We start from the raw sequence: 12,246 nt of genomic DNA, 5'->3' as shown, positions 1-12,246 counted from the left end.
CAAGTCTTGCTTCTCAAAGTTTTCTAACGCTAAATATAGATGTTATGATTTCCCGATTTTTAGTTCTTCTATTGTTGGTGACTGCCTGTCAGTCTGAATCCAAAAAAGTGAACGTTCAGTTCGATCACATGCATATGCCTGATTTGAAAGTTTTTCAGGGCTTAAGCTTCTTGGGGGATTCTTTGTTTACGCAAGTGGATTCCCTTTCTCAGAAAAGTCAGTTGGAGAAACTTCAACTGGCAGACCAAGCATACGAAGAGGAACAAACCTTGGGAAATCTTATTTGGATTGGAAGGAGGGAGGCGTATTTAGGTAGATATGACCTTGCAATCAAAACTTTTTCAAAAGCGATCAAAGATTTTCCATCAGCATATGAACCTTTGAGGCATCGAGGACATCGGTATATCAGTATCCGAAAATTGGATGAGGCGATTGCTGATTTTGAAAAGGCAGTACGCTTGATGGAAGGTTTGCCTACCCAAATCGAAGAAGATGGACTGCCCAATGCCTTGAACATTCCATTATCTACCGTTCAGTTTAATGTGTGGTACCATTTAGGTCTTGCACATTACCTCAAAGGTGATTTTGAAAAGGCCTTGGCAGCTTATCAGCAATGCATGCAGGTTTCTGATAATGATGATTTGATTGTTGCTACCCTGGATTGGTATTACATGACCTTGGTAAAGTTAGGTAGACTTGAAGAAGCCAAACAGGCGATTACTATAGTTCGCCAGGATATGGAGATTATTGAAAATGATGCCTATTTCCGACGTATTCTCATGTATCAGGGGAAAATCTCACCGAGTGATTTGATGACAACGAATAAAGCTTCCGACGAGCAGCGCTTGCAATATGTCACTCAAGGCTATGGATTGGGGAATCATTATTTAGCCTTGGGGGATACGCTGATGGCAAAAAGTATCTTCCAGCATGTCTTAGAAACGGGATATTGGTCTGCTTTTGGCTATATTGCGTCAGAAATGGAGTTGGCAAAATTAGAATAAATGGAGCGAGAGGAGTTTAACAAGTTACCATTGCATAAGAAAATACAGAAACTGTATACGGAGGGCACCTTTATTGTAGGTATTAGGTACTACTCGCATAAAGTAAACCTGTATTTATTGGAGGATCGGTATGTGGAGGTGTTTTATAATCACAAACTCGATAAAATTGACACCATTGACTTTTTGCCAGAAAAACATAGCCGCATGAAATTTTACCTGGATCAGATCAATCTGAATTTTTAAGCTCAGCTTTGGCCAGAATCTTTTCGTGGATTTTTAATACTTGTGGAATCAGGAGTTTGTTATCTGCATTTTTGATGATAAAATGTGCTAAGTCATTTTTGTGATCATCAGGTAATTGCTTATCAATGATTGCGTGTATCTGTGCTTCTGTACGATGAGGATCTCTTAGTAAAATCCGTGTCATGCGTATAACCAGTGGACTACTGACATTGATGACGAGATCTAGCTCCTTATAAGAACCGGTTTCAAATAAAAGAGCAGCTTCTTTTAAAATGTAGGGGCTGTTTTGTTGACTCACCCAATGCTCAAAATCTTCTCGCACAGCAGGATGTACTAAACTGTTGATGAGAGTTGTTTTTTCAGCGTCATTGAACACTTGATTGGCAAGGAAAACTCGATTAAGCGAGCCATCGGATAGATAAGATTCCTCGCCAAAATTAGCGATTATAGCTCCTTTAAGCTTAGGATCGTGTCCCATCAGCCACTTCGCCCGATCGTCGGCATAATACACTGGGATTCCTAAAATGGTGAAAATTTTAGCAACAGTTGACTTTCCAGAGCCTATGCCACCTGTAATTCCAACCATAAGAGGGGTATTATTTCTCATACTTGATCCGAAGAATATCAGGTTTGATTTGAATATTTTCCAAAAATGAAGGATTAGGAGATAATTGTACTTTTACTGTGCTATCCTCTCGGTTGCGATTGTTGTAATTGATAATAGCCTCAAAATCCATTTCCGATAACTGACTGGTTTTGCGCTCGTCGACTAGATAGGACATCACAATCGTTCCAGGATCATCTTTCAAGGAAGCATTTTTAGGGAAGTTGATCAATTTGGTTTTGATTCGTTTGTTTCCTTCCAACATTTGAAACACGTCAAAGCGGATATGCACACTTTCCTCATCCAATTCTAAAAAATCTTTTGTTTCGGCTGGTAGCTCCAAAGGTAAAATCTTATTGTAATTGCTTGAAAGCTTAGCTTCCGTAATAGGCACTAGGATCTCTCCGTTGAGAGCCTGTAAGATGGATGTAGGGCCTTTGACGGATACTATGGATGGATCGATTTCGATGCTGCTTGCTAGACGGTAGTTTTTGGCCAAACTCAAATTGCTTGTATCTGCTACAATCTTGATTTTACGCGTAACAATCTTGTCAATTTTGAATTTGACAGTATCGGTCACCATAGAAATCAAGGTAGTAGGACTGATATTTTCAGCAAGACTCCTGCGGATATCAGCGGTCAATAAGTAGTCTTTGGTGGAGGGATTATTGATTTCAATCAGAAAGGGCGTCTCATTGAATTTGAAATACTTGCGGAGTAAATCCCAACCGTTGCCATTGACTTCGATTGTGACACGGGATGGTAACTTTTCCACCGCCATAAACTCTGTTTCATCAAAAATTATTTCAATGGGATAATCCACAACGGTATTGTAGTTATCCTTATTGAGGGCGTTTAAAACCCAAAAGGTGGCAGCTGCCAAAAAGCAGGCAGCTGCCACCTTGAGATTTCTCACCTTTTCAGGGGTGAGCTTTGGTAAGAATCGGTTGATTTTTGCCAAGGTTGATTTATTTAGTTCCTGTTGCTTTTTTGGAGAAATCAGCAGAAATCGCAGTCTTTTCAACCTTCAATTTCATTCCTTTATCCAACTCAAGGATAACAGTTTCTCCTTCCAAAGCAGATACTTTAGCATGAATTCCACCGATAGTGACCACATTGTCGCCCTTTTTGATGGAATCGATAAAGTTTTTGGTTTCTTTTTGTTTTTTCTGTTGCGGTCGGATCATGAAGAAATACATGATCAAAATGATGGAGCCAAATAAGAATACTTGGCCCATAATTTCACCACCCATTGCCTGGGCAAGAATCCAATTGATTGTCATAAATTAATCTCTTTTTACAGGACCGGCAGCAACTGGGCTGGCAGATAGTTTAGGTGTCACATTTCCTCTCATGCTCAATCTTGTCACATTTGGTGTAGTATTGGCCTGAATAGTTACTGTTGGTGCTTGAGCACCGGTTTTGGCAGTTGAGTTGAATACAACTTTCACAAAACCTTCTTCACCTGGTTTAACAGGAGTTTTAGTCCAGTCAGGGCTTGTACAACCACATGATGCCGTGATATTAGAAATCACCAAAGGCGCCTGACCTTCGTTGGTGAATTTGAAGATTTTTTCAATCACTTTACCTTCGTCAATTGTACCGAAATTGTAATCAGTCTCTTCAAATTTAAACTGACCTAAGCTTGAAGGATCTGTGGGTGTACTATTGGATACATTGGTTGGAGTAGCTACTGGCTGTGCTGCTTCCAATCTCGCTAATTTTTGCTCTAATTCGGCAATTTTAGCAGCTTGCTCTCCATTGCTCTCCGACTTGCTATCACAAGCAAACACCATCAAAGCTGCTCCCAGCATCAAAGCTGATACTTTTAAGTATTTCATAATCATTAAGGGTTTTAATTTGTTGCTTCTTTATTGATTTGCTCTATCAGTTTATTGACATCGCTTAATAAGTTCTCTGCTTTATTTTTCGCATCTGAAATTACGCGGTTACCTTCAGATTTTGCTTCGTTGAAAGGCATGTTTTTGCCTTCTTTCAAATCTGCAACCAACCTTTCTAATTCTTCTTTGTATTTCGAAAGTTGGTAAGAAAGTTTATCCCGTGTGTTTTTTCCGCTATCAGGAGCGAATAAAATGCCCAATGCAGCTCCGATTCCGGCGCCTGCTATGAAGGCTATCCATGCATTTGAATTTTTGCTCATGTTGTTCTGTCTATTTGTTGTCCAAGAGTCCTCTACCACTTTTACGGATCAAACCCTTATCGGTTAATTCTTTTGATAAAACATCCAACAAGCCGTTGACAAATTGCTTACTCTTTGGCGTGCTGTACGTTTTAGAAATGTCGATGTACTCGTTGATGCTTACTTTGACAGGGATACTTGGGAAATTTTGCATTTCGGTCAAAGCCATGGATAAGATGATTTTATCCGTTTGGGCAATTCTTTCGATATCCCAATTCTCCGTCTTTTTGGCGATCATTTCTCTATTTCGATCGTCATTTTGGATGGTCAAGTTAAAGATATTTTGGAAGAATTCCTTGTCTTCCTCCCAATTCAGGGCAATTTCCGGAAGTACTTCTCCCGTTTCATCCAAATGAGATTTTACATTTTTCAACACTTTGGATGCCAAACTGCGTACCACGGACTTATTTTCAGTCCAATTCATATCTTTTTCTGAGAAAAAGTTGAGAATCACATCGTTTTGGAAGATAACCTTCTTAAGAATGTCATCTGTAATCTCGAAATCTTGTTCTGCAGTCGGCGCAGAGAGTCCTACATATGCCTTATATTCTTCCAAAGGCCTGATGTAATCACGGAACCACTCTTTGATTTCAAGTTCCAATTCTTCCAGATCTACTTGATTACGAGTGCAGGCTGCTTCAAATTCTTTGGATTGACGGATTTTATCCAAAACAACATTTTTGGCAAGATTCATTTCACCAACCGTCATGGATACTTTTTCTCCGCTAAATTTTCTTTTGCGTTCGGTTTCTCCGGCTACATGCTCACCAAATGCCAAGATCAACTTGATAGCATAAAGGTAGAGCTGAGGCAAACGCTCTGCTGAGGAAACCATGTTTTTGATTAAGAAATCGTAGTCTTTGGTATTCGCCTGTTTGTAAAAGTTCAAGGCGTCTATGACAGCCTGTTTGATTTTTGGCTGGGTAAAATCCCTCATATCGAGGAATTCATTATTCAGGTTGGAGACAAACAGATCAGTTGCGATGGCAGCTTCTTTTTTGAGGAGGCTTTTGTCCTGAACCTCCATACTATTCAAGTCGGGTTGAAAAGCATCTCTGATGAGATCTTTGGCAAGGTTGAAATTGGATGCCTTGCACTGATCATAGGCATATAGGTTTTGGAAAGCCTTGACCCGGAGAATTCTTCTGTTTAACATACCTGATTTTAAAGAACGTAAATATACTCAATTTGTAGGAAGCAAAGGATTTCCGCCTTTAAATCCTAAGATTATCATAGCAAAAACCGCTCTGATTGGTTATGAGTTCCAATAAGAGCGGTTTATTTATATCAATTAGTAGGATAATTTTACTTTACCTACTGCCTCAATTCTATTCCAAGCCATTTCAATAGCAGCCTGCTGAGATGGGATTTGATCAGCTTCTGATTTATTCAAAATAGCCAAACATGTATCGTAGATTTTTTCAGCTTGACCGTAAGCGGTTTCACGTTTGTAGCCTCCTTGAAATTCTGTATACACATTGATCAAACCACCTGCATTGATCAAGAAGTCAGGAGCGAAGACAATTCCTTTTTCTAATAATAATTGACCATGCTTCTCTTCATCCAAAAGCTGATTGTTGGCACCACCGGCAATCACTTGACACTTCAATCTTGAAATGGTGTCGTCGTTGACAGTAGCACCCAGAGCACATGGCGCATAGATATCCATATCGATGTCATAAATCATTGCAGGGTCCACAACTGTTGCACCTGTATCAGCAGCAACTGCTTTCAATCGATCTTCAAAGATATCGGTGATATAGACGATTGCACCTTCTTTTACCAAGTGATTGACCAAGTATTTACCTACTTGACCGATTCCTTGTACTGCTACTTTTTTACCTTCCAATGAGTCTGTGCCATACGCTTTCTTGGCAGCGGCTTTCATTCCTAAGTATGTTCCATAAGCAGTTACAGGAGATGGATCACCACCACCACCTTTGTACTCAGGTAGACCAGTTACGTGTCTAGTTTCCATACGGATAAATTCCATGTCACTGGTTTTGGTATTTACGTCTTCAGCTGTGATGTATTTACCATTCAAGCTCTCAACGAATCTACCAAACCTTCTCATGAAGGCCTCATTTTTTAGCTTTGGATCTCCGATGATCACCGCTTTACCACCACCTAGATTCAATCCAGAAATAGCAGCCTTGAATGTCATACCTCTGGATAATCTCAAAACATCTGTAATTGCTTCAGCCTCGTTGGCATAGTTCCACATACGTGTACCACCCAATGCAGGGCCAAGTACTGTGTTATGAATGCCAATAAGCGCTTTTAAGCCTGTAGGTTCATCATAACATATGACCAACTGCTCATGGCCTAGAGAGGTAATCTGTCCATAAATGGAACCTTCTCTCACTTTTTCCTCGGTTTTAGTTTCTACCATTTGAACTAGGAATTTTTAAATGCGTTATATTTGGGATTGCTGATTGGTAAAACAACTGCACAAAATTATATATTTTCTACAGGCTTTACTAATGCAATTAATAGAGTAATCTAAAACTTATCAAGAGATTTTAAAGTTTTTCTTTCGTGAAACCACTCTGGCGCCTCAATAAATATCTTTACAAATACAAGGGTTACCTCTTGTTAGGAATTTTATTTACTATCATTTCCAATATTTTTGTAATAATCCCTGCTCAATTGGTGAGAATTGCCATAGATTATGTGGTAGAAAGCTTTACCATCTACAAGGTCATCGAGGGCTTGGAATTATCAAATTATGCACGTGCATCTTTTCTTCAATACATCCTAATTTTCGGTGTTTTGATCTTGGTAATGGCCTTACTGAGAGGTTTTTTCCTATTCTTAATCCGTCAGACAATCATTATCATGTCCCGATTGATCGAATATGACATGAAAAATGAAATCTTCGATCATTACCAAAAATTACCCTTAAGCTTCTACAGGAGAAATAGCACAGGGGATTTGATGGCCCGTATCACAGAGGATGTCAGCCGTGTGCGGATGTATCTGGGGCCTGCAATTATGTATGGACTAAATTTGCTGATTTTGTTTCCCATGGTAATTGGTTACATGCTTTCAGTAAATGTAGAATTGACTATTTATTCGTTGTTGCCATTACCAATCCTGTCTATCAGCATTTATTTTGTCAATAATCTGATTAATGAGCGCTCTGAAAAAATCCAGCGTAGTCTTTCAAGCTTGAGTACATTTGTTCAGGAAGCTTTTTCCGGGATTCGTGTTTTGAAGGCATTTGTAAGGGAGGATGATTCTTCCAATGAATTTACCAAAGCTTCTGTCGATTATAAAGACAAATCCATCCGATTGACCATAGTGCAGGCCTTATTTTATCCAGTTATATTGGCCTTGATTGGTATTAGTACCATTTTGACGGTATATATAGGTGGTATTCAGGTGATCGAAGGAACAATAGGTTATGGGGTGATTGCAGAATTTATTCTTTATGTCAACATGCTTACATGGCCTGTCACTTCTTTGGGTTGGGTTACCAGTATTGTACAACGAGCGGCTGCTTCCCAAACACGTATCAATGAATTTTTGGATGAGAAAAATGATATTCAAAGTACAGAAAACTTGGAAGTAGCTATCAAAGGAAATGTGGCTTTTGAGGATGTTTCTTTTGTATACCCTAATTCTGGTATACAAGCCTTGAAGCATGTATCGTTTACCATCGATGCAGGCCAATCGTTGGCGATTATCGGGACGACTGGTTCGGGTAAGTCTACCATCGCTAACTTACTCATGCGCATGTATGATGTCAGTGGAGGAAAAATTACCATCGATAATCGTCCGATCCAACAATATGAGTTGGCTTCTCTCCGCAAACAGATTGGATTTGTACCGCAGGATGTGTTTTTATTCAGTGACAGCATCAGTAATAACATCGCTTTTGGAATGGATACCGTGGAACTGCCGCTAGTAGAGCAGGCAGCCAAAGATGCGGATGTCTACAACAATATCATCGATTTTCCGAGTGGCTTCGAAACCAAGTTAGGAGAGCGAGGAATCACACTGTCCGGTGGTCAAAAGCAGCGTGTGTCGATTGCACGTGCGATTGCGAAAGAGCCAAGTATATTATTGTTGGATGATTGTTTGTCAGCAGTAGATACCAAGACAGAGAATTCTATTCTTTCTGCTTTGAAGCGCATCATGCAACAGCGCACGTCCATAATTATTTCTCATCGAGTATCATCTGCCAAGCTTGCAGATAAAATTATCGTGCTAGACGATGGACAGATTGTGGAGCAGGGTACGCATGACTCTCTTGTGGAGCTGAAAGGAGTCTATGCCGAATTATTTGAAAAGCAAACACAGCAACCTGAAACCATTGAAGATTGATGGTGGATGCGGAGGGAACCAAGCAGGTTTTAAGGGGAACTGATCAAGGAAAAACTATTGGTACCTAAGTAAACTTGCTAGGGTTTTTTCATCACCAAATTCAACGTGCATGGTTTTTCTCAATCTCTACCTTTAGCAAAAAGATCAAAACCTATTTTTTTTGGGCTCCCCATGCTAGAAGTATGTTCGATTTTTTGATGATAGCTAATCACCATGATATCCTGAAAAGCTGGCGGGAGTAAGTCATTTTCCAAAGCAGACATCAGCAGTTGTTCGATCAGGCTACGTTTTTTCTCATCAGTGATGGGGTTGTCTTTCAATTCTGGAAAATTGAATACGATCTTACGTTCTCCTTCAAAAAAGAATTTTTTCTCCTTATTGAGCAGTAGTCGACCTACCAAATAGCCAAGATCATCTAAGCGATTGAATAGAATGGTGTCGCTCAAAAAATTGTAAATTAAAATCTGACCAAAATACGTTAATTCTGCATCACTTTTGAGGTATTTAGATTTGCTGAGGTAAGAGTCCTCAGGTAATCTACTGATATTACTTTGCAGAATAAACACTAAAGTATCACCTCCAATTTGGAAGATAAATTCATAATCATTGATTCGTTTGACACCAATCCTTAAATCATCCAAATCAGGGGCCTGGGCTCGTAGTTCTTCTGAGATTTCATGCGCTGTTTGTTCCAGCTCATTGAAGAGATTAACGGTGTGTCTATATATTTCATACTTCAATTTACTGGTAGTTTCGAGCTTCTGTAGTATCTTGTTAATCATTTGGATAAAGTCGATAAATCATGGAACAAAGAAAAACTGGTCTAGAGGAAGTGGAGTCACTTCTCAAAGATATTGGGACTAAAATAGAGGAATTAATCGAAAAAGGCACGGAGTTGGGAGGAGAAGCCAAGGAAGAAATTGAAAAAAAGATTTCCGATCTTCGAGAGAAAAAGACCACTTTGGAAGCTGAATTTGAAAAAGGAAAAGAAAAGTTGGAAAAGCTCTATCAGGAGAAAAAGACGGAGTACGAACCTCAAATCAATGAGTCTTCGGAGCATTTTAAAGAAGGTATCAAACATATTTTGGAAGGAATTAAGACCCTTTTAGGAAAGTAAGGTTCAAATCTTGTACTTCCTGCCTATCTTTGTGGTATGAATTATCTATCAGTTGAAGGCCTGAGTAAATCTTTTGGCGAGCGTAAACTTTTTCAAAAAATATCCTTTGGTATAGACCAAGGTCAAAAAGTAGCACTAGTAGGTGTCAATGGTGCCGGAAAATCCACTTTGATGAAAATCATCATGGGTATTGAAGTCCCTGATGAAGGCAGCATCGCTATCAATCAACAGGTAAAGGTGTCCTATGTGCATCAAAATCCAGTGTTCGAAGGGAGTTTGAGTATTTATCAGACCATCTTTGACGGAAGTAGCAATGAGGTGTTGAAGGTGATTGAGCGCTATCATAAGGCGATGATCGATGCTGAGAATGGCATTGATAATGGGGATGATCTTCAAAAGCTATTCGAATTGATGGATAGTTACCAAGCATGGGATTTTGAGCATCAGATTAAGGAGATTCTAGGTAGATTAGGTCTACATGACACCGATTTGCCTGTGGGTAGTTTGAGTGGGGGACAGCGTAAGCGTGTTGCTTTGGCTAAAGCAATTTTTGAAAAGCCGGATTTACTCTTGCTAGATGAGCCTACAAACCACCTGGATTTAGAGACCATTGAGTGGTTGGAAGATTATTTGTCTAAGGCCAATTTAGCGCTTTTTATGGTGACACACGACCGATATTTTTTGGAAAAGGTGACGAATCAAATTTTGGAATTGGATAATGGTGGTATCTATCGTTACCTAGGTAATTACTCTTATTTCTTAGAAAAGAAAGCGGAGCGAAGAGAAATCGAAGCCACTGAACAGGAGAAAGCCAAGAGTTTGTACAAAAAGGAATTGGACTGGATCCGCAGACAGCCAAAAGCCCGAGGGACGAAAGCCAAGTACCGAGTGGATGCTTTTGAAGAAACCAAAGAAAAGGCTTTCCGCAAAAGAGAGGAGCGTGAGATAGAATTAAATGTGACTACTCAGCGCTTGGGCAATAAAATCATAGAAATTGAGAAGTTGCAAAAGTCTTTTGAATCCAAGACAGTCATTCAGGACTTCAATTATATTTTCAAAAAGGGGGATAAAATTGGAATCGTTGGGCCTAATGGAGCGGGGAAGACTACCTTCCTGAATTTGGTGACTGGATTAGCTCAGCCAGATGCTGGGAAAGTGACTATAGGACAGACGACAGTGATTGGTTACTATCGTCAGGAAGAAGACAGTTTTGACGAGGAAAAACGACTGATCGATATAGTCAAGGACGTAGCAGAAGTCGTGACAGTCGCTGGGGGAAGTACCATAACCATTGCTCAGTTTTTGAATAAATTTGGGTTTCCTCCCAAGCAGCAACATACACCCATTGCTAAGTTGAGTGGAGGAGAACGTAGAAGATTACAGCTCTTGATGGTTTTGATTAAGAGTCCTAACTTCTTGATTTTGGATGAGCCAACGAATGATTTGGATATCATGACGTTGAATATTCTGGAGGAATTTTTGGATGATTTCCCGGGTTGCTTGGTGGTTGTCTCTCACGATCGATACTTTATGGATCGTTTAGTAGATCACTTATTTGTGTTTGAAGGAGATGGGGTGATTTCTGATTTTCCTGGCAACTATACTGATTTCAGAGAGCGGGAGAAAGAACAGAAATCTTCCAAGAAAGAAGCAGAGCCTGTCAAAGAAGTCAAAGCTGAACCAACAGCAGCCCCTAAGCCAAAAGCCGCCAAAGCAAGTTTTAAGGAAAAAAAGGAATTTGAAAGCATTTCTAAAACTTTAGAGCACCTACAGGCGGAAAAGGCAACCTTGGTGGACCGACTATCCGCAGTTACAGGGAATCATGAGGAGGTTTTGGAGATTTCTACCAGAATCAAGGAAATTGAGGAGGAGGCTGAGTTGTTGGAGTTGCGCTGGTTGGAATTGAGTGAATTGGAGGGGATAGATTGATTATATCCTCCCCTCCAGAAAATCCTTTCGCATAGGCTCCTCAAATTTTTCTATGGCATAGCGCAGCATCGTACGAGGCATGCGTGAATAGTACTTAACAAGAAAGCCATAAGCAGCATCAAAATCCCGTTTTCCCACTTCCCGTATCATCCAACCGATGGCTTTGTGCATCAAGTCATGGGGATGATGCATCATTTTCTCAGCTAAGTAAAAAGTATCTTCGAAATCTCCCTTTTTTAAGAAGTAGAAAGTGGTGAGGATACTGATTCTGTTATCCCAAAGGTTAGGACTGTCCGAAAGTGTTTGTAGGACACTTCGATCAGTTTTTTCATGTAACCACCGTCCCAATACATGATGGGCCGAATTGTCCACCAAATCCCAGTTATTGATACCCGCTTTATTGTCCAAATAGACCTGAGCCCATTGTTTGATCTCATCTTCAGAGCTGCTCTTTTGCGTCTTTTGGATGAGGACAAGTGCCCCTGTCATCCGTACTTCGTGGGCAGGATGATTGAGTAATGCAGCTATGTCTTCTGTTGAGCAATCTTTCCAAAATTGCTTGACGATTTTTCGCTGTTCGGGCAATACAATTCCCCAAAAAACATCTCCTTCGGCATACTGCCCGGGACCTGTTTTAAAGAAACGTTGGAGGAAAATCGCTTTTTCCTCGTCTCGGAGTGCGGATAAGGCTTGGATGATTGCTTGTGAGGGTTTCATAAGATTTTATTTGAATAAGAATTAACCTACCCTATAAATGAAATTGTGAACAACAGTACCGAATTGAATTGTCAAATTCCATATCGGTACTACTGTTGACTGT

General features: G+C 40.0%; 14 protein-coding genes. 5 read left to right on the top strand and 9 right to left on the bottom strand.

All coding sequences use genetic code 11. The features are described from left to right. The first annotated feature begins 44 nt into the window (after window positions 1–44). Both ACXIUD_RS12415 and ACXIUD_RS12410 read left to right on the top strand, forming a co-directional pair. Entirely contained in the window at window positions 45–1,004 is a 960-nt protein-coding gene (locus tag ACXIUD_RS12415) for a tetratricopeptide repeat protein (RefSeq protein WP_458052966.1), read from the top strand. Further along, the gene (locus ACXIUD_RS12410) at window positions 1,005–1,247 is read left to right on the top strand and encodes a hypothetical protein (RefSeq protein WP_458052965.1); all 243 of its coding nucleotides are present in this window, start codon (window positions 1,005–1,007) and stop codon (window positions 1,245–1,247) included. On the opposite strand, the gene coaE is transcribed toward ACXIUD_RS12410, so the two are convergent. The 7 genes from coaE to ACXIUD_RS12375 form a co-directional block, all read right to left on the bottom strand. Beyond that, entirely contained in the window at window positions 1,231–1,854 is a 624-nt protein-coding gene (gene coaE / locus ACXIUD_RS12405) for a dephospho-CoA kinase (protein WP_458052964.1), read from the bottom strand. The two genes, ACXIUD_RS12410 and coaE, sit on opposite strands and share 17 nt — an antisense overlap. Then, window positions 1,844–2,812: a YbbR-like domain-containing protein gene (locus ACXIUD_RS12400; RefSeq protein WP_458052963.1), complete on the bottom strand. Its 969-nt coding sequence runs from the start codon at window positions 2,810–2,812 to the stop codon at window positions 1,844–1,846. The genes coaE and ACXIUD_RS12400 overlap by 11 nt, the downstream gene beginning before the upstream one ends. Window positions 2,813–2,819: 7 nt before the next feature. Next, window positions 2,820–3,134: a preprotein translocase subunit YajC gene (gene yajC / locus ACXIUD_RS12395; RefSeq protein WP_189586211.1), complete on the bottom strand. Its 315-nt coding sequence runs from the start codon at window positions 3,132–3,134 to the stop codon at window positions 2,820–2,822. A 3-nt stretch (window positions 3,135–3,137) separates the two neighbouring features. Continuing rightward, entirely contained in the window at window positions 3,138–3,692 is a 555-nt protein-coding gene (locus tag ACXIUD_RS12390; protein WP_458052962.1) for a DUF1573 domain-containing protein, read from the bottom strand. Between the two features lie 14 nt (window positions 3,693–3,706). Continuing rightward, a complete protein-coding gene (locus tag ACXIUD_RS12385; protein WP_189586217.1) occupies window positions 3,707–4,012 on the bottom strand; it encodes a YtxH domain-containing protein in 306 nt (101 codons plus the stop codon). Between the two features lie 10 nt (window positions 4,013–4,022). Beyond that, window positions 4,023–5,207 (bottom strand): transcription antitermination factor NusB, encoded by a 1,185-nt coding sequence (nusB, locus tag ACXIUD_RS12380; protein WP_458052961.1) that lies wholly within the window; start codon window positions 5,205–5,207, stop codon window positions 4,023–4,025. Window positions 5,208–5,342: 135 nt separating this feature from the next. Beyond that, complete coding sequence (locus tag ACXIUD_RS12375; RefSeq protein WP_458052960.1) at window positions 5,343–6,443, bottom strand: Glu/Leu/Phe/Val family dehydrogenase; 1,101 nt, start codon at window positions 6,441–6,443, stop codon at window positions 5,343–5,345. Window positions 6,444–6,589: 146 nt separating this feature from the next. On the opposite strand from ACXIUD_RS12375, the gene ACXIUD_RS12370 reads away from it, so the two are divergent. After that, window positions 6,590–8,380, top strand: a complete 1,791-nt coding sequence (locus ACXIUD_RS12370; RefSeq protein WP_458052959.1) for an ABC transporter ATP-binding protein — start codon at window positions 6,590–6,592, stop codon at window positions 8,378–8,380. A gap of 119 nt (window positions 8,381–8,499) precedes the next feature. On the opposite strand, the gene ACXIUD_RS12365 is transcribed toward ACXIUD_RS12370, so the two are convergent. Continuing rightward, a complete protein-coding gene (locus ACXIUD_RS12365) occupies window positions 8,500–9,162 on the bottom strand; it encodes a hypothetical protein (protein ID WP_458052958.1) in 663 nt (220 codons plus the stop codon). A 20-nt stretch (window positions 9,163–9,182) separates the two neighbouring features. On the opposite strand from ACXIUD_RS12365, the gene ACXIUD_RS12360 reads away from it, so the two are divergent. After that, window positions 9,183–9,497, top strand: a complete 315-nt coding sequence (locus ACXIUD_RS12360; RefSeq protein WP_458052957.1) for a hypothetical protein — start codon at window positions 9,183–9,185, stop codon at window positions 9,495–9,497. 36 nt (window positions 9,498–9,533) lie between these two features. Further along, entirely contained in the window at window positions 9,534–11,426 is a 1,893-nt protein-coding gene (locus tag ACXIUD_RS12355; RefSeq protein WP_458052956.1) for an ABC-F family ATP-binding cassette domain-containing protein, read from the top strand. Here ACXIUD_RS12355 and ACXIUD_RS12350 read toward each other — a convergent pair whose 3' ends face one another. Further along, window positions 11,427–12,143: a DNA alkylation repair protein gene (locus ACXIUD_RS12350; RefSeq protein WP_458052955.1), complete on the bottom strand. Its 717-nt coding sequence runs from the start codon at window positions 12,141–12,143 to the stop codon at window positions 11,427–11,429. Window positions 12,144–12,246 lie beyond the last annotated feature (103 nt).

It is taken from the genome of Mongoliitalea sp., from assembly GCF_054166905.1.
The sequence above is the reverse complement of the archived record's forward strand: the minus strand, read 5'-3'. Positions and strand labels throughout refer to the sequence as shown.